At 71.5% G+C, this 24,921-nt stretch carries 24 protein-coding genes, 1 pseudogene and 1 riboswitch; of the genes and pseudogenes, 8 read left to right on the forward strand and 17 right to left on the reverse strand.

All coding sequences use genetic code 11. From position 1 onward, the window contains the following. On the reverse strand, positions 1-353 hold a 353-nt coding region (locus tag ACTWQJ_RS17415), incomplete at its 3' end, for an amidohydrolase family protein (protein ID WP_443307549.1). A gap of 80 nt (positions 354-433) precedes the next feature. Further along, entirely contained in the window at positions 434-874 is a 441-nt protein-coding gene (locus ACTWQJ_RS17420) for an Lrp/AsnC family transcriptional regulator (RefSeq protein WP_076092236.1), read from the reverse strand. A gap of 268 nt (positions 875-1,142) precedes the next feature. Here ACTWQJ_RS17420 and ACTWQJ_RS17425 point away from each other — a divergent pair, with 268 nt between their 5' ends. After that, positions 1,143-1,580, forward strand: coding sequence for a hypothetical protein (locus tag ACTWQJ_RS17425; protein WP_443307550.1), 438 nt, complete (start codon positions 1,143-1,145; stop codon positions 1,578-1,580). A 473-nt stretch (positions 1,581-2,053) separates the two neighbouring features. Here ACTWQJ_RS17425 and ACTWQJ_RS17430 read toward each other — a convergent pair whose 3' ends face one another. Beyond that, positions 2,054-3,226, reverse strand: a complete 1,173-nt coding sequence (locus tag ACTWQJ_RS17430) for an acyl-CoA dehydrogenase (RefSeq protein WP_443307566.1) — start codon at positions 3,224-3,226, stop codon at positions 2,054-2,056. A 326-nt stretch (positions 3,227-3,552) separates the two neighbouring features. Here ACTWQJ_RS17430 and ACTWQJ_RS17435 point away from each other — a divergent pair, with 326 nt between their 5' ends. Beyond that, a complete protein-coding gene (locus tag ACTWQJ_RS17435; protein WP_443307551.1) occupies positions 3,553-4,785 on the forward strand; it encodes a glycoside hydrolase family 18 protein in 1,233 nt (410 codons plus the stop codon). Positions 4,786-4,840: 55 nt separating this feature from the next. Here ACTWQJ_RS17435 and ACTWQJ_RS17440 read toward each other — a convergent pair whose 3' ends face one another. From ACTWQJ_RS17440 to ACTWQJ_RS17450, 3 genes are all read right to left on the reverse strand, one after another. After that, the gene (locus ACTWQJ_RS17440) at positions 4,841-5,500 is read right to left on the reverse strand and encodes a TetR/AcrR family transcriptional regulator (RefSeq protein ID WP_385511337.1); all 660 of its coding nucleotides are present in this window, start codon (positions 5,498-5,500) and stop codon (positions 4,841-4,843) included. Between the two features lie 65 nt (positions 5,501-5,565). Beyond that, positions 5,566-5,706, reverse strand: a complete 141-nt coding sequence (locus ACTWQJ_RS17445; protein WP_129796774.1) for an SCO1431 family membrane protein — start codon at positions 5,704-5,706, stop codon at positions 5,566-5,568. A gap of 153 nt (positions 5,707-5,859) precedes the next feature. Then, complete coding sequence (locus tag ACTWQJ_RS17450; RefSeq protein WP_443307552.1) at positions 5,860-7,254, reverse strand: peptidase C39 family protein; 1,395 nt, start codon at positions 7,252-7,254, stop codon at positions 5,860-5,862. 183 nt (positions 7,255-7,437) lie between these two features. Between ACTWQJ_RS17450 and ACTWQJ_RS17455 the strand changes: the two genes are divergently transcribed. After that, complete coding sequence (locus ACTWQJ_RS17455) at positions 7,438-8,091, forward strand: uridine kinase family protein (RefSeq protein WP_443307553.1); 654 nt, start codon at positions 7,438-7,440, stop codon at positions 8,089-8,091. Positions 8,092-8,525: 434 nt separating this feature from the next. Further along, complete coding sequence (locus ACTWQJ_RS17460; protein ID WP_443307554.1) at positions 8,526-10,391, forward strand: AAA family ATPase; 1,866 nt, start codon at positions 8,526-8,528, stop codon at positions 10,389-10,391. 210 nt (positions 10,392-10,601) lie between these two features. Here the strand turns inward: ACTWQJ_RS17460 and ACTWQJ_RS17465 are convergent, their stop codons facing one another. The 9 genes from ACTWQJ_RS17465 to ACTWQJ_RS17505 form a co-directional block, all read right to left on the reverse strand. Further along, positions 10,602-11,669, reverse strand: a complete 1,068-nt coding sequence (locus ACTWQJ_RS17465) for a hemolysin family protein (protein ID WP_443307555.1) — start codon at positions 11,667-11,669, stop codon at positions 10,602-10,604. Then, positions 11,666-12,997 carry a hemolysin family protein gene (locus ACTWQJ_RS17470; RefSeq protein ID WP_443307556.1) on the reverse strand — a complete coding sequence of 444 codons (1,332 nt, stop codon included), beginning with the start codon at positions 12,995-12,997 and terminating at the stop codon, positions 11,666-11,668. Before ACTWQJ_RS17470 ends, ACTWQJ_RS17465 begins: the two co-directional genes overlap by 4 nt. Positions 12,998-13,211: 214 nt before the next feature. Beyond that, positions 13,212-13,664: a PH domain-containing protein gene (locus ACTWQJ_RS17475; protein WP_443307557.1), complete on the reverse strand. Its 453-nt coding sequence runs from the start codon at positions 13,662-13,664 to the stop codon at positions 13,212-13,214. A gap of 14 nt (positions 13,665-13,678) precedes the next feature. After that, complete coding sequence (gene hisG / locus ACTWQJ_RS17480) at positions 13,679-14,527, reverse strand: ATP phosphoribosyltransferase (RefSeq protein ID WP_129796780.1); 849 nt, start codon at positions 14,525-14,527, stop codon at positions 13,679-13,681. Positions 14,528-14,573: 46 nt separating this feature from the next. Further along, complete coding sequence (locus ACTWQJ_RS17485; protein ID WP_031486114.1) at positions 14,574-14,846, reverse strand: phosphoribosyl-ATP diphosphatase; 273 nt, start codon at positions 14,844-14,846, stop codon at positions 14,574-14,576. 34 nt (positions 14,847-14,880) lie between these two features. Beyond that, positions 14,881-15,366, reverse strand: a complete 486-nt coding sequence (ribH, locus tag ACTWQJ_RS17490) for a 6,7-dimethyl-8-ribityllumazine synthase (RefSeq protein WP_224736633.1) — start codon at positions 15,364-15,366, stop codon at positions 14,881-14,883. Between the two features lie 25 nt (positions 15,367-15,391). Next, positions 15,392-16,681 (reverse strand): bifunctional 3,4-dihydroxy-2-butanone-4-phosphate synthase/GTP cyclohydrolase II, encoded by a 1,290-nt coding sequence (locus ACTWQJ_RS17495; RefSeq protein WP_443307558.1) that lies wholly within the window; start codon positions 16,679-16,681, stop codon positions 15,392-15,394. After that, positions 16,678-17,319, reverse strand: coding sequence for a nicotinamide mononucleotide transporter family protein (locus ACTWQJ_RS17500; protein ID WP_443307559.1), 642 nt, complete (start codon positions 17,317-17,319; stop codon positions 16,678-16,680). The genes ACTWQJ_RS17495 and ACTWQJ_RS17500 overlap by 4 nt, the downstream gene beginning before the upstream one ends. Continuing rightward, positions 17,316-17,918 carry a riboflavin synthase gene (locus tag ACTWQJ_RS17505; protein ID WP_443307560.1) on the reverse strand — a complete coding sequence of 201 codons (603 nt, stop codon included), beginning with the start codon at positions 17,916-17,918 and terminating at the stop codon, positions 17,316-17,318. The genes ACTWQJ_RS17500 and ACTWQJ_RS17505 overlap by 4 nt, the downstream gene beginning before the upstream one ends. 148 nt (positions 17,919-18,066) lie before the next feature. Beyond that, positions 18,067-18,197, reverse strand: a riboswitch (FMN riboswitch). Between the two features lie 279 nt (positions 18,198-18,476). On the opposite strand from ACTWQJ_RS17505, the gene ACTWQJ_RS17510 reads away from it, so the two are divergent. Together ACTWQJ_RS17510 and ACTWQJ_RS17515 are read left to right on the forward strand one after the other, a co-directional pair. Continuing rightward, positions 18,477-19,364, forward strand: a complete 888-nt coding sequence (locus ACTWQJ_RS17510; protein WP_443307561.1) for an RNA polymerase sigma-70 factor — start codon at positions 18,477-18,479, stop codon at positions 19,362-19,364. Between the two features lie 102 nt (positions 19,365-19,466). Beyond that, positions 19,467-20,222: an SDR family oxidoreductase gene (locus ACTWQJ_RS17515; RefSeq protein WP_443307562.1), complete on the forward strand. Its 756-nt coding sequence runs from the start codon at positions 19,467-19,469 to the stop codon at positions 20,220-20,222. On the opposite strand, the gene ACTWQJ_RS17520 is transcribed toward ACTWQJ_RS17515, so the two are convergent. Next, a complete protein-coding gene (locus ACTWQJ_RS17520) occupies positions 20,219-21,418 on the reverse strand; it encodes an ROK family transcriptional regulator (protein WP_443307563.1) in 1,200 nt (399 codons plus the stop codon). The genes ACTWQJ_RS17515 and ACTWQJ_RS17520 overlap by 4 nt on opposite strands. A 128-nt stretch (positions 21,419-21,546) precedes the next feature. Between ACTWQJ_RS17520 and ACTWQJ_RS17525 the strand changes: the two genes are divergently transcribed. Next, positions 21,547-22,758 carry an MFS transporter gene (locus ACTWQJ_RS17525; RefSeq protein WP_443307564.1) on the forward strand — a complete coding sequence of 404 codons (1,212 nt, stop codon included), beginning with the start codon at positions 21,547-21,549 and terminating at the stop codon, positions 22,756-22,758. Positions 22,759-22,860: 102 nt separating this feature from the next. Next, positions 22,861-24,252: a uracil-xanthine permease family protein gene (locus ACTWQJ_RS17530; protein ID WP_443307565.1), complete on the forward strand. Its 1,392-nt coding sequence runs from the start codon at positions 22,861-22,863 to the stop codon at positions 24,250-24,252. Here the strand turns inward: ACTWQJ_RS17530 and ACTWQJ_RS17535 are convergent. Beyond that, positions 24,234-24,921, reverse strand: a pseudogene (locus tag ACTWQJ_RS17535) (glycoside hydrolase family 6 protein); the annotation flags it as partial. The gene ACTWQJ_RS17530 and the pseudogene ACTWQJ_RS17535 overlap by 19 nt on opposite strands.

The following is a 24,921-nucleotide window of genomic DNA, read 5'->3' on the forward strand; positions in this document are numbered from 1 at the left end:
TCCCAGCCGTGGCCGAGCAGGACGCGGTCGCTCGGGCGGGCCTCGGCGAAGCCCCGGACCAGCGCGAGGGCCGCCTCCAGGGAGGGCGCGCCGGACAGGTCGAGGCCGGTGAGTGCGAGGCCGGTGGACGTGATGTGCACATGCGCGTCGGTGAACGCCGGGGTGACCAGGGCGCCATCGAGGTCGATCACCTCGTCCACGCCGTCCGCGAAGGCGTCGGCCGCGCCCTCGGAGCCGACCCAGGCGACCTGGCCGCGCTCGACGACCATTGCGGTCGCGAACGGGTCGGCGGGGCTGTGGACCTCTCCGCGGCGGAGCAGGACGGTCTTCGGCGGGGCGGTGCGTTCACTCATGACCGACAGTTTCCCGCCCTGCGCCGGTTGTGCTGCACCCGGGGCCCGGCGGTCGGGGGCGACAGCCCCGTCCGGCCCGCTCAGATGCGCGGTGGCCGTGCCTCGTACGGCGTGGACAGCACCACCGTCGTCCGCGTCGACACCCCCGCCAGCGACCGCAGTCGCGCCAGCAGCTCCTCCAGCTCGTGGGGGGTGGCGACCCGCACCTTGAGGATGTAGTTCTCGTCGCCGGCCACGCTGTGGCAGGCCTCGATCTCGGGAACGTCCGCCAGGCGGTCCGCGATGTCGTCGGGAGCGCTGGGGTCGAACGGTTTCACCGAGATGAAGGCGGTCAGCGGCAGCCCGACGGCCTCCGGGTCGACGACCGCGGCGTACCCGCGGATGACGCCACGCTGCTCCAGCCGGCGCACCCGCTGGTGCACGGCCGACGTGGACAGGCCCGTGGCCTTGCCCAGGTCGGTGTAGCTCATCCGCCCGTCCTTGACGAGCAGCTGCACGATCTGTCGGTCCAGCTCCTCCATGGCGCTAGAACCTACAGTGCGCCTGATCTCCTCGGATACCTCAGCAGCGCAGGTCATACCCGGTTCGTGATGTGCCCGAGAGCCGGCCGTGAGCCGGCTGGGGGACGAACGTGCCGCGCCGGGCACCTGCGAGCGGCATGTGACGAACGCCACAGGCCTCGAACGGTCTCCGTGATGAAGTCGTGATTACCCCGGAGAGCGGACGGGAAGTGCTTGCTGTGGTCGAGGCCGCAGCGCCTTCACGGCCCAGCACGAGGGGGAGAATCCCATGCAGAGTCTTAAGCGCCCTGGTCGTACCGCGCCCAAGCGTCAGCAGCCGGTCGTCGAGCCCGAGCCGGAGGGTGTCGAACCCGACGCCTTCGAAGCCGACGAGCTCGACGCGTACGACACCTTCGAGATGTACCGGGTGATCTGCCCGGACTGCGCACAGCCCATCGCCTTGCTGGCGGACGAGGATTTCCTGCCGGAGCACGCACTGTGCGCCTCGCCGTGGAACCCGTTCGGCCTCACGGCCTGCGCCGGTACGGGCCGCAGGGCCGCCGACGCCCGGCCCGCGGACGAGTCCATCGAGCCCCAGGAGCAGGACACCGCCCTCCTGCTGACGCTCCCTCAGGGGCTCGACTGGCGGATGCAGCCCTTCTCGCACGTCGGAGGCCCGGGCTCGCGCCCGATGCGCGTCCCGGCGATGCGCCGCCACGCCGCCTGAGCGACCTCGCTCAACCACCCCAGTAGCTGCGCCCTGCACCATGGCCCGCAGGCCGCCGTGGTGCAGGATCAGTGCTCCGGGGTCCGGCGGGACGGCGAACGCGGCGTATCTCAAACGCCCCTGGACACAGTGCAGTTGACGGTGCGCCAGGGGCACGTCGACGGCCGGACGCAGTCCCGGACCGTTTCGTGAACGCACGCTCGATTCCGGAGATCGGTGACCTGCCCGCACTTGGTCGCGTTGCCCAGGTATGACCCCCACCTACTCCACGACCGGGCGTCAGCACCGAGCGTTCGTTCCCGCCCCGGCGGAATCGGTTCCGCGGACCCCGCCGCCGCCCGCGCCGCCGCTCCAGGACCCGCCCATCTACAGCGATCTGATGCGCACCTGGGCCAACCGCGGCCGCACGCTGCCGGGGCGCCACGATCCGGAGTGGATCCGGCTGGCGGCGCCCCTGGTCAGACGGGGTCAGTTCAGCGGGTCTCCGGGCCCGCGAGGTGACGGGCGATGACCATCCGCTGGATCTGGTTGGTGCCCTCGACGATCTGCAGGACCTTGGCCTCGCGCATGTACCGCTCGACCGGGAAGTCCGCGGTGTAGCCGTATCCGCCGAGGATCTGCACGGCGTCCATGGTGACCTTCATCGCGGTGTCGGTGCAGTGCAGCTTGGCCATGGCCGCCTGCTTGGCGAAGGGCCGGCCGGCGTCCCGCAGCCGCGCGGCGGCCAGGTACAGGGCGCGGCCCGCCTCGATCTGCGTGGCCATGTCGGCGAGCATGAAGCGCAGCCCCTGGAAGTCGGCGATCGGCCGCCCGAACTGCCGCCGCCCGGTCGCGTACGCGACGGCCTCGTCGAGCGCCGCCTGGGCCAGGCCGACGGCGCAGGCCGCGATGCCGAGCCGCCCGGAGTCGAGGGCGGACAGGGCGATCGCGAAGCCCTGGCCCTCGTCGCCGATGCGTCGGACGTCGGGGACCCGTACGCCGTCGAAGTGGACCTGGGCGGTGGGCGAGCCCTTCATGCCCATCTTCTTCTCCGGCGCCGCCGCGCTCAGTCCCTCGGCGTCGCCGGGCACCAGGAACGCGGTGATCCCGCGCGGGCCCTCCTCGCCGGTGCGGGCCATGACGGTGTAGAAGTCGGCGACCCCGCCGTGCGTGATCCAGGCCTTGGTGCCCGTGATCACCCAGTGGTCGCCGTCCCGGACGGCCTTCGTGCGCAGTGAGGCCGCGTCGGAGCCGGAGGAGGGCTCGGAGAGGCAGTACGCGCCGAGCAGGCCGCCGCCGAGGATCGCGGGCAGGTGCTCGACCTGCTGCTCCTTGGTGCCGTAGGTGGCGAGGGCGTAGGAGGCGAGGGTGTGGACGCTGACGCCGAGGCCGACGGTCAGGCGGGCCGCGGCGAGCTCCTCGAGCACCTGCAGGTAGACCTCGTACGGCTGGTCGCCGCCGCCGTACTCGGAGTCGTACGGCAGGCCGAGCAGTCCCGACTCGGAGAGCAGGGTGAAGACCTCGCGCGGGAAGCGTCCGGCGTCCTCCTCCTCGGCCGCGTGCGGGGCGATCTCGCGCTGCGCGATGTCGCGGACGAGCGAGATCAGGTCCCGAGCCTCGTCCGTGGGCAGTTGACGGTCCACCGGCTGCGGGGCGCGGTCGGGCATGGCGACGCTCTCCTCCCTTTCGGGCGCTGCGGCGAAGGTGCCCTGGGTGTGGGCGGCTCCGCCGGGTCTCACGGGTGCCCAGCCGACGCTCTGGCTCCCGGGTCACGGAAGGCGCTGACCAGCGGCTGTGCGCTGTGAGTATGCCCGATCGAAGGCATCGAGTCACCGGTTAACGGTCGCTTACTTCAGGAAACCTCCGACCGCCCAAATTGGTCCGCACCATTGACCCACTGGTCTAGTCCTCCTACTGTGACGAACCAACCGACGCTTCATCGCGTTCATGCCAATCGGCGCCCGTCCCCCTCTCCCCCACGAGGAGACACCCGATGCGAACCTCCCACCGTCCCCGCGCCCGGTTCCGGGCGCTTCTCGCCGCCGCATGTTCCGCCGTCCTCGGCGCCGGACTGCTCGGCGGCGTCGGCACCGCCACCGCCGCCCCCACAGCGGAGCGGGCAGCCGGCTCCAAGGTCGTCGGCTACTTCACGGAGTGGGGTACCTACGACCGCAAGTACCTGGTCAAGAACATCGAGACCTCCGGCTCCGGCGCCAAGCTCACCCACATCAACTACGCCTTCGGCAATGTCACCGGCGGCAAGTGCGCCATCGGTGACGCCCATGCGGCGACCGACCGGGCCTACACCGCCGCCGAGTCGGTGGACGGCGTCGCGGACACCTGGGACCAGCCGCTGCGTGGCACCTTCAACCAGCTGCGCAAGCTGAAGCAGAAGCACCCGGACCTCAAGATCCTGTGGTCGTTCGGCGGCTGGACCTGGTCCGGCGGCTTCGGCGAGGCCGCCCGCAACCCGGCCGCGTTCGCCCAGTCCTGCTACGACCTGGTCGAGAACTCCAGGTGGGCGGATGTCTTCGACGGCATCGACATCGACTGGGAGTACCCGAACGCGTGCGGCGCCACCTGTGACACCAGTGGCCGGGACGCGTTCAGGAACCTGATGGCGGCCGTCCGGGCGAAGTTCGGCTCCGGCAACCTGGTCACCGCGGCGATCACCGCGGACGCCACACCCGGCGGCAAGATCGACGCGGCCGACTACGCGGGCGCCGCGCAGTACGTCGACTGGTACAACCCGATGACGTACGACTTCTTCGGCGCCTGGGACACCACCGGCCCGACGGCACCCCACTCGCCCCTGACCTCGTACTCGGGCATCCCGAAGGCCGACTTCCACACGTCGGCCACCATCGCCAAGCTCAAGGGCCTCGGCATCCCGGCCTCCAAGCTGCTGCTCGGCATCGGCTTCTACGGCCGCGGCTGGACCGGCGTGACCCAGTCGGCGCCCGGCGGCACCGCGACCGGGGCGGCGGACGGAACGTACGAGGACGGCATCGAGGACTACAAGGTGCTGAAGACGAAGTGCCCGGCGACCGGCACGGTGGGCGGCACCGCGTACGCCAAGTGCGGGAACGACTGGTGGAGTTACGACACCCCCGCGACCGTCGCGACCAAGATGACGTACAAGAACCAGCAGGGCCTGGGCGGCACCTTCTTCTGGGAGCTGAGCGGCGACACCGCGGACGGTGAGCTGATCAAGGCGATCAACTAGCTGCCGGGAACGGTTCACCCGGGGCGGAGGTTCCCTCTTGGGCCTCCGCCCTCGCTCATGGGTCCCGGCGGGCGGACGCGGGGGCCGGGTAGGCGGGGTCCAGTTCCTCGATGGCGCGCAGGGCACCGCCGAGGGTCTTCACCAGCAGCTCACGCATCGTGTCGCGGGAGAGCTCGGGCTGATCGATCCAGTCGAGGGTGGCGCCCTCGACGGCGCACACCCAGCCCAGCAGTCCCATCCGCGCGAGCGGGTCGATCTTCCGCCTGCCGTACGCCCCTTCGGCGATGGTCGCGACGATCGCCTCGCGCACCCCGTCCCGGATCGCCTGCACCTCGGTGTCGAAACCGACGCCGCCGCTGACGATCGTGCGGTACGCGGCATGGTTGTGCTCGGCGTAGCGCAGATAGCCGTCGATCGTGCGGTGGACCCGCTCCACCGGCGGGAGTTCCAGGCCGCCGGCCGCGAAGGTGACCAGGTCGGCGACCGAATCCTGGACGATGGCCAGGTAGTAGCCGCGCTTGGAGTGGAAGTAGTAGTAGATCAGCCCTTTGGCGACATGCGCCTGCCGGGCGATGTCGTCCATCGACAGCGCGTCGTACGACGTGTCGGCGAACAACCTGCGCCCGATGGCGATGAGTTCGGCGCGGCGCGCCAGCGAACGCTCGGTGCCGCGCGCCCGGGGGCGGGCCGCGTCGCGCTGTTGACTGATCTTCACTGTCGACCCTGGTTCCAACGGGCGGCGGGACACCCGCAGTATGTCAGGTCGCCGTGTGGGTCAGTTCACAACAGACCGAGCTGAGTCACGAGCATGGCGAGCACCACGACGAGCGTCCAGCCCATGACGTGCTCGACGATCTTCGGGCCGTCGTCCTTGGGTCCGCCGGTGCGAACGCGGGCGGCAGTGGCTGAGTGTGCGGTCATGGCGTCTCGCTGTGTGTCGTGCGTGCAGTGGACTCTCCCCCACGGCTCCCCCGCCGATCCGTCCACCTTGCCACTCCTGGCGGCTTTTGCGGCGGAGACGTTGGTCACAGCCGACGGCCCCCGGAGTGGATCCGGGGGCCGTCACGGGCCGGTTCAGCGCACGCCCACCGCCGCGAGCGCCATGCGCTGGCGCGGGGTCGGACGGGCCGGGAAGTAGAGGTAGCAGACCCCGCCGGTGCCGGAGACGACCTTGCCGGAGGCGTTGTACCGCTTGGTCCTGAGCCAGATGTTCTCCCACTCGCGCCGCCGGTAGACGCGTCGCACCGCCTCGTTGCTCGGCGAGGCGGGGTCGTTGGCGATCACATCGCCGTCGGCGGTGAAGCCGATCACGGTCATCAGGTGGCCGGAGGTGCCGTAACCGGCTCCCGTCAGCTCCGACGCGAGGAACGACTGGGACGTTATGGCCGGGATCCCGGCGGCGATCAGCGTCTCCAGGTCGGTGAGCGAGCCGAGCCGGGTGACCACGCCCTGCAGGCCCTTGAAGGTCGCGGCGTAGGCGGCGTTGAAGGGCCAGTTGCCGCAGCCCGCGTACTGGTAGTCGTAGGTGTACCGGGCGGCATGGCACACCTGCGGGTCGGCGTAGCTCGGATCGACCCAGGCCAGCTGCTCCTCGCTGAGCCGGCCGCCCCAGTACTCGATGATCATCTGCGAGGAGGTGGGGCTGCACCAGGCCTCGCCGCCGTTGTCGTACTCCGGGTACTGGCCCTTGTGGATCTCCTGCGAGTACCTCGGGACGATCAGCTCCTCGGCCAGGCCGGGTGTCGAGGCGGGGACGGTGAAGCGGTCGGGCACGTCGGAGCCCATGGCGCCGAGCCGCCACACGGTGGGGGTGAGCTCGGTGCCGGGCTTGCGGTACAGGGTCAGGCGCAGTCGGTACGAGGTGAGGCGCAGGCCGGTGGCCGGGTCGTCCACGGCGAAGGTGTCCGTCCAGACGGTGCTCCGGCCGTCGGTCTGGTCGTCCACCGAGGTCCGCCGGATGTCCTGGTCGCCGGCCGCCCAGCGGCCCATCACGTACCAGGGCGTGTCCGTGCCGTCGGAGTAGGTGCCGCGCAGTTCGACCTGGAGCCAGGTGCCGGCCGGGGTGTGCGCGTTCCAGGAGGCGATGGCCTCGGTGGAAGGGACGGCGAGCCGGTGGACCGGGGAGGTCCAGGTCGCGTACTCCCAGGTGGAGGTCTTGCCGGTGTGCGGGTCGCGATAGTCGACGGTGCCCGCCGGGGTGGCGATCACGACGCCGGGGCGGGCGCCGGCGACGGCACGGGTGCCCTGGGCGGTGCCGCCGCGCCAGTCGGTGTACGTCGTCCAGGCGCGGTTGTCGACGGAGCGGGCGGTGGTCCGGGCGGGGCCGGCCGCGGGGGTGTCCGGCTGGGGTCCGGGGTTGTCCGGACGGGTTCCGGCGACGGCCACCGCCGGGCCCGCACTGCCCGCGACGGCGGCGGCGACCGCGGCGGCCAAGAGGGTTCTGCGGGACGGCTGTTCGGCTCTGCTCATGGGCGGAAGACTCCCAGGGTCCGAGTCGGGGGCTGGTCCAGTGCACAGTTGCGTGCGCCAACTATGGCCGTGGGCGGCCGGTACTGCCAGCACTTCGGGGCATGCCGCGCCCATCAATATTGGTCAGGACCACTGGCATGACCTGGTTCGGAGCACCGCCTGAGCGCGGGGCATGATGGGGGCGTGTCGCCCTCCGGCCCCGCCCCGCACCCCGCGCTGCACGACCTCGCCCGCAGGCTGCACGCCCTGCCCCCGTCCTGCGGCCCCGTCCGCCTGATCGGTGTCGACGGTCACGCGGGCTCCGGAAAGACCACGTTCGCCGGGCAGTTGGCCGAGGTGCTGGGCGGCGCGCCGGTGCTGCACCTCGACGACATCGCCAGCCACGACGAACTGTTCGCCTGGACCGGCCGGCTGCTGCCCCAGGTGATCGAGCCGCTGCGCCGCGGCGAGACGGCGCACTACGCCCCCTACGACTGGCGGGCCCGGCACTTCGGACCGCCCCGCCCGCTGCCGCCCGCCCCGGTGGTCCTGGTCGAGGGCGTCGGCGCGGGCCGGCGCGCCCTGCGCCCCCATCTGGCGCAGCTGCTGTGGCTGGAGCTGCCCCACGAGGAGGCCTGGGCGCGCGGGCAGTCGCGCGACGGGGCGGAACAGCGCGAATTCTGGGCCGGGTGGGTCGTGGCGGAGCGGCGGCATTTCGCCGAGGATCCCTCGCGACCGTTTGCCGACCTGCTGGTGCGGCAGGTGATGGAGGGGTACGAGGTACTCCCGGGGCCCGCCGGACCTACTGGTCCGGACCGGCGAGTCACGCACGGTGACGGACCATCCGCAATGTGCTGAACTTGTGAAGACCCCTGCGGCGGAACTTGGCCGAGTGCCTCAACTCGGCTTGACCGGGGGCCCGTACAGGACTTACGTTCTCAATGAGCGGCCGAACGAGGTCGCCGACAGACGCGAAGCCCCCGGTTGTTCCCCCGTGATCGGGGGCTTCGTTCTGTCCTCCTCCACTTCTTCCGGGCGCTCCGAAGCGTGATCCCCTCACCCTCGGTCACCATGCGCAGTGTGCGCCCCCTCTGCTCCCACCTCGCCGAACGGCCAGTGCGGCACCCTTCGGCGGGCACCGACCCGCGGGTACGATGCCCTCGGTGCGACCTGCGGACGGCTGCTCCGCGCACCGTTGCAACTCCGGTCCGCGGCACAGCGGTTGGACCGAGTCGGTCGGCGGGCGACGGCCCGGCGGCGAACCAGCGGGGGCAGGTTTGTGGGGGGACGTGATGGACTTCGGCACGCAGGGCCCCGAGGCCCCTGCCGACCTCGCCTGGCTGCGAGGCGTGGACGCCTACACGATGGGCGCGTATCCGCAGGCGGAGGAGGAGTTCCGGACCGCGGTACGGCTGGATCCCGGGATGGCCGACGGCTGGCTGGGGCTGCACGCGCTGCGCGTGGACACGACGACCGCGCTGCTCAGGATGTTCCGCCACCGTGAGCGCTTCGGGGAACAGCGCAGCCGGCACCGCCGCACGCTCAACTCCTGGTACTGGCTGGGCTGGTGGGTGCAGCCCGTGCTGGAGAGCCCGCGCGATCTGCTGCTCGCGCACGCCTCGCACTGGCTGGACGGCCGCCACGTCCCGGAACTCGATCGCGCGCTCGCCGGTCTGCCGCCCGTCGACACCGATCCGCAGGTGCGCTTCCTGCATGCCTGCCGGGCCTATCTGGTGAAGGACTGGGAGCAGTTGGTGCGGCACACCGACCCGCTGCTGGGCGATCCCCTGCTCGGCATCGAGGCCGGTCTGTTCGGCGGCATGGCCCGGGTCCGCCTCGAGATGTACGGACAGGCCGAACCGCTGCTGTCGGCGGCCCTGATGCGCTGCCGCAGCGAGCAGCCGCAGCGCAAGGAGCTGCGCTACTGGCTGGCCCGCGCCCACGAGGGCACCGGCCGCTCGGCCGCCGCGCTCCCGCTGTACCGGGCGGTGCACCGCGTCGACCCCGCGTTCATGGACACCTCGGCCCGGCTGGCGGCGATCGCCGAGGGGGACGGGTACGACGACGCCACCGACCTCGCCGCGATCGCCCTCGCCGGGACCGGGCAGGACAGCCTGGACGGCCCCGACGGACTCGATCCGCTCTACGGCAGCGAGGGCCGGGACCTCAAGCTCTCCGAGCCCGGTCTGCCGCCGACCGGGCCCCCGCCGTCGGTCAGCGACCCGGCGGTGCGGGAGAAGAACACCGGGCCTGCGCCGTCGCTGCCCGCCGGACCGACCGACCCCGCATTACTCGAGGAGGCGCTCGCCGAGCTCGAGCGCATGGTGGGCCTGGAGCCGGTGAAACGCCAGGTCAAAGCGCTGTCCGCGCAGTTGAACATGGCCCGGCTGCGGGCCGGGCAGGGGCTGCCTGTCCAGCCGCCGAAGCGGCACTTCGTCTTCTCCGGCCCCTCCGGCACCGGCAAGACCACGGTCGCCCGCATCCTGGGCCGGGTCTTCTACGCCCTCGGCCTGCTCGGCGGTGACCATCTCGTGGAGGCCCAGCGCGCCGACCTGGTCGGCGAGTACCTGGGGCAGACCGCCGTGAAGGCCAACGAACTGATCGACTCCGCGCTCGGCGGTGTGCTGTTCGTCGACGAGGCGTACTCGCTCTCCAACTCCGGTTACGGCAAGGGCGACGCGTACGGCGACGAGGCGCTCCAGGTGCTGCTGAAGCGGGCCGAGGACAACCGTGACCACCTCGTGGTGATCCTGGCCGGCTATCCGGAGGGCATGGACCGCCTCCTCGCCGCCAACCCCGGCCTGTCCTCCCGTTTCACCACCCGCGTCGACTTCCCGTCGTACCGGCCCCTCGAGCTCACCGCGATCGGCGAGGTGCTGGCCGCGGAGAACGGGGACGTGTGGGACGAGGAGTCCCTGGACGAGCTGCGGTCGATCGCGGGTCACGTCGTCGACCAGGGGTGGATCGACGAGCTGGGCAACGGGCGGTTCCTGCGGACGCTGTACGAGAAGAGCTGCGCGTACCGGGATCTGCGGTTGTCGGCGTATCCGGGGGCGTTGTCGCGGGATGATTTGTCGACTCTGCGGTTGCCGGATCTGATGCAGGCGTATGGAGAGGTCCTGTCGGGTCGGGGGCCGCAGGATCCGTCGGCCATGTAACCCTCGTAGCTGCGGGCAGTCGTGCCTCCCCCAGTGCCTTAAGGGCCTGGGGGGACCCCCAGGGCGGCACGGGTGGGCGATGGGGGTCCCCCGCTCATGGGGGTCCCCCCGCGCGAGCGAAGCCGAGCGTGGGAGAGAAGCCGAGAGCGGGGGAGGCACCCCGCTGGCGCGGGTGAGCGAGACCCTGCCCGCACCAGCACCGGGCACCGCTCAGCCGGCCAGCACCTCCTCCGGCGAACTGCCCCGCGGCTCCGGCATCTCCCGATGCGCCGGATCACGCACCTCCCCCACCAGCAGCTCCAGTACGTCCTCCAGCGCCACCAGCCCCAGCACCTTGCCCGCCCCGTCCGCCACCTGCGCAAGATGCGTGGCGGCCCGGCGCATCACGGTCAGCGCGTCGTCCAGCGCAAGCTCGGACCGCAACGTCGTCATGGGCCGCCAGAGATGCTGCGGAACCGCCCGTTCGGAGTCCTCGAGGTCGAGTACGTCCTTCACGTGCAGGTACCCCATGAAGGCGCCGTTCTCCGCGGCCACCGGAAAGCGGGAGTAGCCGGTGCGGGCGGTCAGCTCGATGATCCGGCCCGGGGTGACCGAGGGGCTGACCGTGATCAGCGACTCACGTCGGAGGAGGACGTCGGTGACCGGGCGGGAGCCCAGCTCCAGGGCGTCCTCCAGGCGCTCGGCCTCCTCGGGGTCGAGGAGGCCGGCCTGGCCGGAGTCCTCCACGAGCCGGTTGAGCTGCTCGCTGGTGAAGACCGCCTCCACCTCGTCCTTGGGCTCGACACGGAACAGCCGCAGGACGGCCCGGGAGCAGGCGCCGAGGGCGACCGTGATCGGCCGGCACAACCGGGCGAAGGCGACCAGGCCCGGGCTGAGCCACAGCGCCGCCTTCTCCGGAGCCGCCATCGCCAGGTTCTTCGGGACCATCTCGCCGATGACCAGGTGGAAGAAGACGACGGTGGCGAGGGCGATGACATACCCCAGCGGGTGCACCATCGCGTGCGGCAGGTGGATCCACTCGAAGACCGGTTCCAGCAGATGGGCCACCGTCGGTTCGGCGACCGCGCCCAGGGTCAGCGAGCAGACGGTGATGCCGAACTGTGCGGCGGCCATCATCTGCGGCAGCCGCTCCAGGCCGTACAGCACCTGCCGGGCCCGGGCGGTGCCGAGCGGCTCGATCTGGCTGCGGCGCACCGAGACCAGTGCGAACTCGGCGCCCACGAAGAAGCCGTTGGCGAGTACGAGCAGCGCGGCGAACAGGAGTTGGAGCACGCTCATCGCACGGCCTCCATGACAGGGGCGGTGCGCACGATGCGTACCCGCTCGGCGCGGTAGTGCCCGACCTGGCGCACGGCCAGCCGCCAGCCGGGGAGTTCGGCCCGGTCGCCGACGGCCGGGATCCGGCCGAGCAGGTCGGCGACCAGTCCTGCGACCGTCTCGTACGGGCCCTCGGGCACGTCGAGGCCGATGCGCCGCAGGACGTCGACGCGACAGCTGCCGTCGGCGTCCCAGGCGGGGCGGCCGTCCTCCGGCGGGGCGGCGGCGAGTTCGGGCTGTTCGTCGAGCACGTCGTCGTGCTCGTCACGTACCTCGCCGACGATCTCCTCGACGATGTCCTCCAGGGTGACCACGCCGGCCGTGCCACCGTACTCGTCGACGACGACCGCGATCGGCTGCTCGCTGCGCAGTAGGGCGAGCAGTGGCAGGACCGGCAGTGTCTCCGGGACGAGCAGCGGTGGCCGGGCGATCCGGCCCACGGGGGTGCGCAGCCGCTCGGAGGACGAGACGGCCAGGGCGTCCTTGAGGTGGACCATGCCGACGATTTCGTCGATCTTCTCCCGGTAGACGGGGAAGCGGGACAGACCGGTGGCGCGGGTCAGGTTGACCACGTCCGCGGCGGTCGCCGAGGACTGGAGCGCGCTCACCTTCACGCGCGGGGTCATGACGTGCTGTGCGGTCAGCTCGCCGAGCGACAGCGTCCGTACGAAGAGGTCCGCGGTGTCCTGTTCCAGGGCACCTGCGCGTGCGGAGTGCCGGGCCAGGGAGACGAGTTCGCCGGGGGTACGGGCGGAGGCCAGCTCCTCGGTGGGCTCGACACCCAGGGCGCGGACCAGGCGGTTGGCGACGGCGTTCAGTGCGGCGATCACCGGCCGGAACACGCGCGCGAAGACATGCTGCGGGCCCGCGACGAAGCGTGCGACCTGCAGCGGCCGGGACACCGCCCAGTTCTTGGGTACAAGTTCGCCGACCACCATCTGCACGGCCGAGGCCAGCAGCATGCCGACGACGACGGCCACGCCGGGCACGGCGCCCTCGGGTATGCCGACGGCCGTGAACGGACCGTCCAGCAGCCGGGCGAGCGCCGGTTCGGCGAGCATGCCGACGACGAGGGAGGTGATGGTGATGCCGAGCTGGGTGCCGGAGAGCTGGAAGGACAGTTCCTTCAGCGACTCGACGACCCGATGGGCGCGTCGGTCGCCCTCGGCGGCGGCCTTCTCGGCGTCCGGGCGGTCGACCGTCACCAGGCCGAACTCGGCGGCCACGAAGAAGCCGTTGGCGAGAATGAGCAGGAACGCGGCTGCCAGGAGCAGCAGAGGGATGGTCATGATGCCGCCGCCCGTGCGCTATGTCGGCAGGGGGCGGCGCAGGTACTGCAGGACGATCCGTCCATCGCCGGAGGGAGTCACTCCTCGGGTAGCAGGAACCCCTGTGCACCGGCCGGCACCACAGGGGCGGAGGCGCAACGGGAACGCCTCCGCCAACAGATTAATCAAGACACCGGCCGATACGGCAGGGTGAACGGCCCGGAGTCGGCCCGAGTCAGCTGTGATGTTGCTCGGCCCGGGCCTCGACCAGCGCTCGCAGGGCCCGGGCGTCGGCGATGGCGTGCTGCTTGGCGATGCCCGGCTGGATGCCGATGGCGGCCAGGCTGGTGCCGTCGCTGAGGTCGAGGAACACCCAGGGGTCGCCGACCCGCAGATGCACCTGGACGATTTCCGCCCAGGCCAGCCGACGCGTACTGGCGAAGTTGACGACCGTGACGCCGGATTCGTCGGCGACGACCTTCGGCCGGGCCAGCACCAGCACCACCGCCGACAGAAGCGCCGCGGTGAGAACGAAGCTGAGCCGCTCGGCCGTGCTGAGCCGGTCCAGCAGCAGCGCGACCAGCGATACGGTCACGAAGATCGCGACGGCCGCGGTGAGCAGCACGGCGCGGGTGCGGCCCGGCCGGAAGGTGACGGGCAGCTCGGGAAGAGGGGTCGAGTCCGACATGGGTGTGGCGCCCCTCAGAGACGGCAGGCGTGGATGGCGGTGGTCAGGATGGCCCGCGCGCCGATGGCGTACAGATCGTCCATGATCCGCTGGGCGTCCTTGGACGGCACCATGGCGCGGACCGCGACCCAGCCCTCGTTGTGCAGCGGCGAGATGGTCGGGCCCTCCAGGCCGGGGGTGATGGCGACGGCCTGTTCCAGGTGCTCGGCGCGGCAGTCGTAGTCCATCATCACGTACGTCCGGGCCACCAGGACGCCCTGCAGTCGGCGCAGGAACTGCTGCACCTTGGGCTCCTCGGTGTCCGCCCCGACCCGCCGGACGACGATGGCCTCGGACTTCATGATCGGCTCGCCGATGACCTCCAGGCCCGCGTTGCGCAGCGAGGTGCCGGTCTCGACGACGTCCGCGATGACCTCGGCGACGCCGAGTTCGATGGCGGTCTCGACGGCGCCGTCGAGGTGGACGACGGAGGCGTCGATGCCGTTGTCGGCGAGGTGCTTGGCGACGATGCCCTCGTACGAGGTGGCGACGGTGCTGCCGTTCAGGTCCTCCACGCCGTTCGCCGTGCCGGGCCTGGTGGCGTAGCGGAAGGTGGAGCGGGCGAAGCCGAGCGGGAGGATCTCCTCGGCGTTGGCTCCGGAGTCGATCAGCAGGTCGCGGCCGGTGATGCCGATGTCGAGGCGGCCGGAGGAGACGTAGATCGCGATGTCGCGGGGGCGGAGGTAGAAGAACTCGACCTCGTTCTCCGGGTCGACGATCCGCAGTTCCTTGGTCTCCCGGCGCTGCTGGTAGCCGGCCTCATGCAGCATCTCCGCCGCAGGGCCGGACAGTGAACCCTTGTTGGGGACGGCGATGCGCAGCATGAGGTCGGCTTCCTTTGCGTGAGAGGTGCGAGTGGGGGTGTATGGCTCAGAGGTGGGCGTAGACGTCGTCCAGGGAGATCCCGCGGGCGACCATCATCACCTGGACGTGGTACAGCAGCTGCGAGATCTCCTCGGCGGCCGCTTCCTTGCCCTCGTACTCGGCGGCCATCCAGACCTCGGCGGCCTCCTCGACGACCTTCTTGCCGATGGCATGGACGCCCTTCCCGACCAGCTCTGCGGTGCGGGAAGTGGCGGGGTCGCCGTTGGCGGCCTTGTGCTGGAGCTCGGTGAAGAGCTCCTCGAACGTCTTCTTGGACATGGTGGCGCCCACTTTACGCGGTGTACCGGGCGGCCTAACGCCATGGTTCAGATACTGAGCGGAGGGTGGCCGCCGTGGCCACCGCCGCCGTCACCGCCTCGTGGCCCTTGTCCTCGTTGGAGCCGGGCAGACCCGCGCGGTCCAGGGCCTGCTCCTCGGTGTCGCAGGTCAGCACGCCGAAGCCGACGGGGACGCCGGTGTCGACGGAGACCTGGGTGAGGCCTTGGGTGACGCCCTGGCACACGTACTCGAAGTGGGGGGTGCCGCCGCGGATGACGACGCCGAGGGCGACGATCGCGTCGTAGCCCCGGCCGGCGAGGACCTTGGCGACGACGGGCAGCTCCCAGCTGCCGGGGACCCGGAGCAGGGTCGGCTCGTCGATGCCGAGGTCGTGCAGGGCGCGCAGGGCGCCGTCGACCAGACCGTCCATCACCTTCTCGTGCCACTGCGCCGCGATGACGGCGACCCGCAGGTCACCCACATTGCGTACGGACAGTTCCGGTGCGCCCTTGCCGCTCACGTTCTCGTGTCTCCTCGCTGTTCGCTTACTGGTTGCTGCAGGTGGACACGGCAGGCGTGTCCAGCCACGGCAGGTCGTGCCCCATCCGGTCCCGCTTGGTGCGCAGGTAGCGGAGGTTGTGCTCGCCCGCCTGGACGGGCATCGGCTCGCGGTCGGTGACCTCGATGCCGTGCCGGACGAGCGCGTCGGTCTTCTCGGGGTTGTTGGTCATCAGGCGCACGCTGCGGACTCCGAGGTCCGTCAGGATCTGCGCGCCGGCGGCGTAGTCCCGGGCGTCGGCGGGCAGGCCGAGTTCCAGGTTGGCGTCGAGGGTGTCGCGGCCACGCTCCTGCAGCTCGTACGCCCTGAGCTTCGACAGCAGCCCGATGCCGCGGCCCTCGTGCCCGCGCAGGTAGACGACGACTCCCCGGCCCTCGGCCTGGATGCGCTCGAGGGCCGTCTCCAGCTGGGGGCCGCAGTCGCAGCGCAGGGAGTGGAAGACGTCGCCGGTGAGGCATTCGGAGTGGACGCGGACGAGAACGTTCTCGCCGTCGCCGATCTCACCGTGCACCAGGGCGATGTGCTCGACGCCGTCGACGGTGGAACGGTAGCCGTACGCCGTGAAGGTGCCGTGGGCGGTGGGGAGCTGCGTCTGTGCCTCGCGGCGGACGGTGGGCTCGGAGGTGCGGCGGTAGGCGATCAGGTCCTCGATGGAGATGATCGTCAGGCCGTGCTTGCGGGCGAACGGGACGAGTTCGGGCAGGCGCAGCATCTGGCCGTCCTCGCCGGCGATCTCGACGATGGCGCCGGCCGGGCGCAGGCCCGCGAGGCGGGCGAGGTCGACGGCGGCCTCCGTGTGTCCGTTGCGGACCAGGACGCCGCCGGGCTTGGCGCGCAGCGGGAAGATGTGGCCGGGGCGGACCAGGTCGGCGGGCTCCGCCGTGCCGCTCGCGAGCAGCTGAAGGGTGGTCGCCCGGTCGGATGCGGAGATTCCGGTGCTCACTCCATGGGCGGCCGAGGCGTCCACGGAGACCGTGAACGCGGTCTTCATCGACTCGGTGTTCTCCTCGACCATCTGCGGGAGGCGCAGCCGGTCCAGTTCCGCACCCTCCATGGGGGCGCAGATCAGGCCGCGGCACTCGCTCATCATGAAGGCGACGATCTCGGGGGTCGCCTTCTCGGCGGCGATGACGAGGTCGCCCTCGTTCTCCCGGTCCTCGTCGTCGACGACCACGACCGGGCGGCCGGCCGCGATGTCGGCGATGGCCTGCTCGATCGGGTCGAGGGTGAAGTCGTCGATGTCGTCGGTGCTGTAGAGGATCGGGGCCGCGCTCATGCCGGCGCTCCTTCCAGGACGGGCCGCGCGTCCTTGCGGGAGCGCAGCCACCAGTCGCGCATGCCCCACAGGACGAGTGCGCCGTAGATGACGTAGACGAAGCCGGAAAAGGCGTAGCCGTTGGCGAAGTTGAGGGGCACGCCGACCAGGTCGACGAGCAGCCAGGCGAACCAGAACTCGACCATCCCGCGTGCCTGGGCGTACATGGCGACGATGGTGCCGACGAAGATGTAGGCGTCCGGCCAGGGGTCCCAGGACAGGGTCGGGTAGGCGGTGAAGAGCAGGGCCACGGCGACCGTACCGGCGACGGCCGCGGCGATCATCGCGCCGCGCTCGCGCCAGGTGGCGAAGCGTACGGAGACACGGCCGTCCGCGGCCCGGCCCTTGCCGCGGTTCCACTGCCACCAGCCGTACAGCGCGACGGCCATGACGACGACCTGCTTGCCGGCGCTGCCGGTGAGGTGGCCGTAGAACGCCGCGAAGAGGACGAGGCCGGACAGGAACTGCACCGGCCAGGTCCACAGGGAGCGCCGCCAGCCGAGGGCGAGGGTGATGAGGCCGAGGACGTTGCCGACCATGTCCGACCAGATGATGTGCTGGCCGAAGAGGACGAACGCCTCGGAGTTGAGCCAGTTCACTTGGCCGCCCCCTGGGCGCCCAGGAGCCGCTCGACGTACTTGGCGATGACGTCGACCTCGAGGTTGACCGGGTCGCCGGGCCGCTTCAGGCCGAGGGTGGTCAGGGCGAGGGTGGTGGGGATCAGACTGACGGTGAAGTGGTCGGAGCCCGCCTCGACGACGGTGAGGCTGATGCCGTCGACGGTGATGGAGCCCTTCTCGACGACATAGCGCGCGAGGTCCGCGGGGAGGGAGACCTTCACGATCTCCCAGTTCTCGGACGGCTTGCGTTCCAGAACGGTGCCGGTGCCGTCGACATGGCCCTGCACGATGTGCCCGCCGAGGCGGGCGCCCACGGCGGTGGGGCGTTCGAGGTTGACGCGGGATCCGACGGTGAGGACACCGAGGCTGGAGCGGTCGAGGGTCTCGGCCATGACATCGGCGGTGAACTCGTCGCCTTCGTGGTCGACGACCGTGAGACAGACGCCGTTGACGGCGATGGAGTCGCCGTGCTTCGCGCCCTCGGTGACGACGGGGCCGCGCAGCCGGAAGCGGGAGGCGTCGCCGAGACTCTCGACGGCGGTGACCTCGCCCAGCTCTTCGACGATTCCGGTAAACACTTCCCGGGTCCTCCTGCCTCTTCGGGCACGGACTCCGGGGCTGTCGCTGGACGACAGAATGTACGGGCTATGGCACCGAGGGCGACGCCGGACAGAACCCGCCCTTGCTGGACGAGCCGATACGGCGGCGCGCACGAATGCCCGCCCGCCGCGCACTGCCTCCCATCCGGACTTTAACCGTCGGTCCAGGAATTTCACCTGGTCAACCGGCCGCTGGAAGCGACCGGGTCGCGGACTGTAACCGCCGGTTCGGACTTTCACCGACCCCGGAGTGCGCTGCTTCTGGTACAGGGCAAGTGTGCCACGCCGGATCGACGTCCATACGGGCGATGGGTGTGGAGTGGCTCACAGGTCATGTCACTGGACTTCTCGGCCGACCGAAGATGGCGTCAACTCCGGCGTGGCCGCACCGGTTTGAAAATTGGTTTACACCCATTGACGCACTGGTCTAGTCCTCTCTAGGGTCTGCGCAAGCGGGCCCCGGCGGCGGTGACGACGGCCCTTGCCCGCCGCCGGGCCTCGCCACGGCGCACGCACGTGTTCTGGCAGGGTGGCCGCATGACGCGCGCGATCGCCGACGAGTTCGAGAGCCACCGTCCCCGGCTGTTCGGGCTGGCCTACCGCATGCTGGGCTCCGCCCACGAGGCCGAGGACACCGTCCAGGACGCGTATCTGCGGTTCAGCGGCGCCGACCGCGCGGACATCGAGCAGCCCGCGGCCTGGCTCGCCAAGGTCGTCACCAACCTCTGCCTCACCCGGCTGACCTCCGCGCGGGCCCGGCGCGAGCAGTACGTCGGGACCTGGCTGCCGGAGCCCGTGGTCACCTCCGACGGCGCCCTCGGCCCCCTGGAGTCGGCCGAGCAGCGCGACGCCGTGTCCATGGCGATGCTGGTCCTGCTGGAGCGGCTGACACCCACCGAGCGTGCCGTGTACGTGCTGCGGGAGGCGTTCGGCTACGGGCACCGGGAGATCGCCGGCGCACTCGACCTGAGCGAGGCGAACTGCCGCCAGCTGTACCGCAGGGCCGTGCAGCGCGTCGCGGCCGAGGAGAGCCGGTTCGACGCGCCGCCCGAGCTGCAGGAGGAGCTCGTGGCGACGTTCGTCACGGCGGCCCGGGACGGTGATCTGTCCGGCCTGGAGAAGCTGCTCGCGGCCGATGTGACCTGGTGGAGCGACGGCGGCGGCAAGGTCACCGCGGCCCTGCGGCCGATCGAGGGGCGCGAGAAGGTGCTGCGCTTCCTGGCGGGCGGGCCCCGCACGTTCGCGGCCGGCCTGGACTTCGCGATGGCCGAGATCAACGGCGCGGACGGGCTGGCCGTCTGGGCGGGCGACACGCTGGTCGCGGTGGTGTCGGTCGAGCTGCGCGACGGGCTGATCGCCGACCTGCGGGCCGTGGTGAATCCGGACAAGCTGGAATTTGTACGAGGTCAGCTCGCGCGTGCCTGATCGTCCCCGGCGCGGTTGTCACATTCCCCGAGGGCTACCGGGTCACAGCTGACGAAGGGCGCTCCACCTGGGAGCGCACGGCGTCCGAAGGAGCTGAACAGCATGACCACGATCCTGGTGACCGGCGGTACCGGAACGCTCGGCCGGATCCTCACCGAGCGGTTGCGCGCGGACGGGCACGAGGTGCGGGTGCTCAGCCGGCATGCGCAGCCGTACGCGGTCGATCTGCGTGAGGGGGGCAGCGGTCTGGACGCGGCCGTCGAGGGCGTGGACACGATCGTGCACTGCGCGACCTCGCCGCGCGGCGGCGACGAGGAGGCGGCCGCGCATCTGATCGCGGCGGCGCGCCGGGCCGGCGTGGGCCACCTGGTCTACATCTCGATCGTCGGGATCGACCGGGTGCCGTTCGGTTACTACAAGACCAAGCTCGCCGTGGAGCGGCTGATCGAGGAATCGGGACTGGGCTGGACCGTACTGCGCACGACCCAGTTCCACGACCTGCTGGCCCAGGTGTTCGACATTCTGGCCAAGCCGCCGGTCATGCTGCTGCCGGCCGGCGTGAACGACCAGCCGATCGAGGTCGCGGAGGTCGCGGGCCGACTCGCGGAGCTGGCGGCGGGGGCACCGGCGGGGCGGGTCGAGGACATGGGCGGCCCCGAGGTAAGGACCTTCGACTCGCTGGCCCGCGCCTATCTCAAGGCCACCGGTCGGCGTCGGGCGGTGGTGAGCGTGCCGCTGTGGGGCAAGGCGTACCGCGGCTTCCGCAACGGCGGCCACCTCACGCCGGAACGGGCCGTGGGGAAGGGCACGTTCGAGGAGTACCTGGCGACACGCTTCGGTGCGGGACGCGGAATCTAAGGCCTGTCCGGGGGTGCGAACAGTTCGTCCTGGGCCCGGTCGCGTGCGGTCAGCAGCGCGCCGCGCAGCACCGCGCCGCCGCCCAGGACACCGGCCCGCACCTCCGTGGCCAGCGGCGACATCCGCCGCAGCCGCTGCTCGACCCGCCCGGCGAGGACGTCACCCCCGGCCTGTCCCACCTCACCGCCGAGCACCACACAACCGGGGTCCAGGACGGCGACGACGGAGGCGACGCCGACGGTCAGGCGGTCCGCGAGGGCGTCGAGGAAGGGGGCGGCGTCGGAAACGCCGGAGGACACGGCCGCCACCGCGTCCCGCACCAACGCCGCCGCCACCGGCTCACCACCCCCCGCCGAGCCGACCACCCCGTGCTCCCCCGCCAGCCGGGCGATCGCCGCCGACCCGGCCAGGGAGTGAAAGCCGCCCTCGCAGTCGGTGGCCGACGGCAGGCCGGCCGTCCCCGGCACCGGAAGGAACCCGATCTCTCCGGTGCCGCCGGAGGCCCCGCGGCGCAGCGTCCCCTCCAGGACCACCGCGGCACCGGTGCCGTGGCCGAGCCACAGCAGCACGAACGTGTCCCGGTCCCGGGCCGCACCGTCCCGCTGCTCGGCCAGGGCGGCGAGGTTGGTCTCGTTCTCGACGATGACGCGGGCGTCGGGGAGCCGTTCCTGCAGGGCGGCGACCAGGCGGCGGTGCCACTCGGGCAGGCCGGAGGAGTCGCGGAGTTCGCCGGTGGCCGGGTCGATCAGGCCGGGGGCGCCGATGCCGAGGGTGTGCAGTTGGTCGACGCCCGCCTCTTTCGCCACGCGTTCGACGAGGGCGACCGCCTGCTCCACCGCGGGCCCGGTCCCCGTGTCGCCGTCGATCGGCACGGACGCCTCGGCGAGCACCCGGCCGACCAGGTCGGACACGACCACGGAGACACCCTCGGTGCGCACGTCGAGCGCGGCCAGGTAGGCCCGGTCGGCGACGATCCCGTACAGCTTGGCGTTGGGTCCGCGCCGCTGTTCCCCCGCCTCTCCGACCACGGCGATCAGACCGGAGGCGGTGAGGCGTTCGACGAGGTCGGCGACGGTCGGCCGGGACAGCCCGGTCAGCTGCTTCAACTGCCCCGCCGTCAACGGGCCCTCCTGCTGCAGCAGTCGCAGGGCGAGCCGGTCGTTGATGGCCCGGGCGGTGCTGGGGGTTGCGGGCATGCCGGGATCCTTCCAGACGGCGGGGCCGCACGACGTACGGCCGCCGGAATCCCCTATCTATCAGGCAGGGTCCCTGATAGTTTACGCGGCGGACAAGGCGAGGCCGAGACGCGACAAGGGGCGGGAACATGAGTGACGTGGTCCACGAGCACCGCGAGGTGAAGCGCGCACGGTACGCCGTGGCCGCCGTGTTCGCCGTGCACGGCGCCGTCACCGGCTCCTTCGCGACCCGCGTGCCGTGGATCCAGGACCACGCCTCGGTGAGCGCGGGCCAGTTGGGCCTCGCGCTGGCCTTCCCGGCGCTCGGGGCGTCCGTCGCGATGCCGCTCGCGGGCCGGATCAGCCACCGCTTCGGCGCCCGCACCGCGCTGCGCGGACTGCTCTCCCTGTGGACGCTGGCGCTGGTCCTGCCCTCCCTCTCGCCCAACCTGCTCACGCTCTGCCTGGCCCTGTTCGTCTACGGCGCCACGGCGGGCATGGCGGACGTCGCCATGAACGCGCTCGGTGTGGAGGTCGAGAACCGTCTCGGCAAGTCGATCATGTCCGGCCTGCACGGCATGTGGAGCGCGGGCGCGCTGGTCGGCTCGGCCGGCGGCACGCTCGCCGCGCATCTGGGCTCGGACGCCCGGCTGCATCACGCTCTGGCGGCCGCGGTCCTGACCCTGCTGGGCCTGGTGGCGTGCCACTGGGTGCTGGACCTGCAGCCGACCGAGGACGAGGAACCGCCGCCGCGGTTCGCGCTGCCGCCGAAGTCGGCGGTGCTGATCGGCGCGGTCGGGTTCTGCGCGGTGTTCGCGGAGGGGGCGAGCCTCGACTGGTCGGCCGTCTATCTGGAGGACGAGCTGGGGAGCTCGGCGGGGCTCGCGGCCGCCTGCACGACCGGCTTCACGCTCACCATGGCGCTCGCCCGGCTCGCGGGCGACCGTGTGGTGGACCGTTTCGGCTCCGTGCGCACGGTCCGCTGGAGCGGTGTCCTCGCGACCCTCGGCGGGCTGTTGATCGTCGTCGCCGACCATCCTGCGGTGGCGATGGCCGGGTTCGCGCTGATGGGTCTGGGCATCGCGGTGGTCGTCCCGCTGTGCTTCGCGGCGGCGGGCCGCAGCGGGCCGAACCCCAGCCAGGCCATCGCCGGTGTGGCCACCATCACGTACACCTCCGGCCTGATCGCTCCGAGTGCGATCGGCTCCCTCGCACAGGCGACGAGCCTGGTGGTGTCGTTCGGCCTGGTGACCGTCCTGTCGTGCGGACTCACGGCCTTCGCGGGCGTCCTGCGCTCGGGCGACCGGGACCGCCCGAAGGTCGGTCCGCCGAGCGCAGCAGTTCCCGACCCGCGGCCCTGAACCCGCCTCAGCCTCAGCGGGCGCTCACGTGTGCGAAGCACTCCCGGCCTGCCCTGACAATGGTCCGGACGGACTGCACGCACAACGAAAGCGACACCTCACATGGATCTCGGCGTCCGCTGGAAACTGCACGGCGACGGACGCACCCCCGCACCCGGCGCGGTGGTCCGGCCCGATGAGCGGCTGTCCTGGCCGCGCACGGCCGGGCTCGGCGCCCAGCACGTGGTGGCGATGTTCGGGGCCTCCTTCGTGGCGCCGGTCCTCATGGGCCTGGACCCCAACCTGGCGATCATGATGTCGGGCGTCGCGACGGTCGTGTTCCTGCTCGCGACCCGCGGCCGGGTACCCAGCTACCTCGGCTGCTCCCTGTCCTTCGTGGGCGTCGCCGCGGTGATCCGCGCGCAGGGCGGTACGAGTGCCACCGTGACGGGCGCGGTCTTCGTCGTCGGCGTCGCGCTGTTCCTCGTCGGTCTGGCGGTGCAGCGGTTCGGGGCGCGGATCATCCACGCGGCGATGCCGCCGATCGTCACCGGCGCGGTGGTGATGCTGATCGGCTTCAACCTCGCTCCGGTCACGGCGTCCACGTACTGGCCGCAGGACCAGTGGACGGCCCTGCTGGTGATGCTGTTCACCGGCCTGGCCGTCGTCTGTCTGCGGGGTTTCTGGTCGCGCATCGCGATCTTCCTCGGTCTGGTCTTCGGCTACGGCATCTCCTGGGCCTTCGACCGGATCTTCGGCAAGATCCACTCGGTGGACGCGAGCGGCAAGCTCACCGACCACTGGCGCCTGGACCTCTCCGGCGTCGGCCAGGCCGACTGGATCGGCCTGCCCACCTTCCACGGGCCGTCCTTCGAGTGGTCGGCGATCCTGGTCGCGCTGCCGGTCGTCATCGCGCTGGTCGCCGAGAACGCGGGCCACGTCAAGGCGGTCGGCGAGATGACCGGCGACCCCCTGGACGACAAGCTCGGTACGGCGATCTCCGCCGACGGCGTCGGCTCGATGCTCTCCACCGCGGTCGGCGGCCCGCCCAACACCACGTACTCCGAGAACATCGGTGTGATGGCGGCGACCCGCGTCTACTCGACGGCCGCCTACTGGGCCGCCGCGGGCTTCGCGCTGCTCTTCGGTCTCTGCCCGAAGTTCGGCGCGGTGGTGGCCGCGATCCCGGGCGGGGTGCTCGGCGGTATCACCGTCATCCTGTACGGCATGATCGGCCTGCTCGGCGCCCAGATCTGGATCAACGCCAAGGTGGACCTGCGCAATCCGCTCAACCTGGTGCCGGCCGCGGCGGGCATCATCATCGGCGTCGGCAATGTCTCCATGGAGTTCACCGACACCTTCTCGCTGAGCGGCATCGCGCTGGGCACGCTCGTCGTCATCACCGGCTACCACGCGCTGCGGGCCTTCGCCCCCGCCCACCTCAAGACGCAGGCACCGCTGTTGGACGAGGGCACGTCCCGCTACGACGAGGCGGCTCAGCGCGCCAAGTCGTAGGCGTACGACGGTGTGAAGGTGCCGGGCCGGCCCTTGCACCCGTCCGACTCCCCCGGCAGCTTCACCCACAGGTAGGCGTCGATCCGCTCCTCGCCGGTGTTCATGGTGGGCGCCCGGCCGATCTTCCGTCCCGCCGGATCGCACCATTCGCCGTCGGTCGGGGCGCCGTTGCCGTTGCGGCTGGTGTCGATCACGGCGCCGAGGCTCGCCGGGCCGCCCAGGGCGTCCAGCACCTGTCGGTCGTAGGCGATCTCGTCGGCCGTGCGGTGGAAGTTGGAGACGTTGCTGAAGATGCCGTCGGAGGAGGCGGGTGAAGCCGCGCCGGCCTGCTTCAGCAGCGCCGCCTGCTCGGCGGCCGGGCGCCAGCCGGAGTGGCCGGCGTCGTGGTAGACCCGCGCCCTGGGGTTGGCGGCCTTGAGGACGCGGCCCGCGCGGGCCAGGGAGGCGAAGCGGCCGGCGCGGTCGCCGGCGGAGAGACAGCCCGCCTGGGCGACGGAGTCGGGCTCCAGGACGACGATGACGTCGTCCGAGCCCAGCCCGGCGGCGAATCGGTCGATCCACGCGTCGTACGCGGCAAGGTCCGGCGCCCCGCCCTGGGAGTGGCCGCCGCAGTCGCGGTCCGGGGTGGCTTACACCACGACGACCGGCACCCGGCCCTGCTCAGAGGCG

Origin of the sequence: Streptomyces sp. KR55, from assembly GCF_052245645.1 — a bacterium.
Lineage (GTDB): Bacteria > Actinomycetota > Actinomycetes > Streptomycetales > Streptomycetaceae > Streptomyces > Streptomyces flavusporus.

Bases quoted from the DNA above. Each gene is read 5' to 3' on its own strand.
- ACTWQJ_RS17420 (WP_076092236.1), bottom strand. From the start codon at position 874: ATGGAGGAGCTGGACCGACAGATCGTGCAGCTGCTCGTCAAGGACGGG.
- ACTWQJ_RS17425 (WP_443307550.1), top strand. From the start codon at position 1,143: ATGCAGAGTCTTAAGCGCCCTGGTCGTACCGCGCCCAAGCGTCAGCAG.
- ACTWQJ_RS17430 (WP_443307566.1), bottom strand. From the start codon at position 3,226: ATGCCCGACCGCGCCCCGCAGCCGGTGGACCGTCAACTGCCCACGGAC.
- ACTWQJ_RS17435 (WP_443307551.1), top strand. From the start codon at position 3,553: ATGCGAACCTCCCACCGTCCCCGCGCCCGGTTCCGGGCGCTTCTCGCC.
- ACTWQJ_RS17445 (WP_129796774.1), bottom strand. From the start codon at position 5,706: ATGACCGCACACTCAGCCACTGCCGCCCGCGTTCGCACCGGCGGACCC.
- ACTWQJ_RS17450 (WP_443307552.1), bottom strand. From the start codon at position 7,254: ATGAGCAGAGCCGAACAGCCGTCCCGCAGAACCCTCTTGGCCGCCGCG.
- ACTWQJ_RS17460 (WP_443307554.1), top strand. From the start codon at position 8,526: ATGGACTTCGGCACGCAGGGCCCCGAGGCCCCTGCCGACCTCGCCTGG.
- ACTWQJ_RS17465 (WP_443307555.1), bottom strand. From the start codon at position 11,669: ATGAGCGTGCTCCAACTCCTGTTCGCCGCGCTGCTCGTACTCGCCAAC.
- ACTWQJ_RS17470 (WP_443307556.1), bottom strand. From the start codon at position 12,997: ATGACCATCCCTCTGCTGCTCCTGGCAGCCGCGTTCCTGCTCATTCTC.
- ACTWQJ_RS17475 (WP_443307557.1), bottom strand. From the start codon at position 13,664: ATGTCGGACTCGACCCCTCTTCCCGAGCTGCCCGTCACCTTCCGGCCG.
- hisG (WP_129796780.1), bottom strand. From the start codon at position 14,527: ATGCTGCGCATCGCCGTCCCCAACAAGGGTTCACTGTCCGGCCCTGCG.
- ACTWQJ_RS17485 (WP_031486114.1), bottom strand. From the start codon at position 14,846: ATGTCCAAGAAGACGTTCGAGGAGCTCTTCACCGAGCTCCAGCACAAG.
- ACTWQJ_RS17495 (WP_443307558.1), bottom strand. From the start codon at position 16,681: ATGAGCGCGGCCCCGATCCTCTACAGCACCGACGACATCGACGACTTC.
- ACTWQJ_RS17510 (WP_443307561.1), top strand. From the start codon at position 18,477: ATGACGCGCGCGATCGCCGACGAGTTCGAGAGCCACCGTCCCCGGCTG.
- ACTWQJ_RS17515 (WP_443307562.1), top strand. From the start codon at position 19,467: ATGACCACGATCCTGGTGACCGGCGGTACCGGAACGCTCGGCCGGATC.
- ACTWQJ_RS17520 (WP_443307563.1), bottom strand. From the start codon at position 21,418: ATGCCCGCAACCCCCAGCACCGCCCGGGCCATCAACGACCGGCTCGCC.
- ACTWQJ_RS17525 (WP_443307564.1), top strand. From the start codon at position 21,547: ATGAGTGACGTGGTCCACGAGCACCGCGAGGTGAAGCGCGCACGGTAC.
- ACTWQJ_RS17530 (WP_443307565.1), top strand. From the start codon at position 22,861: ATGGATCTCGGCGTCCGCTGGAAACTGCACGGCGACGGACGCACCCCC.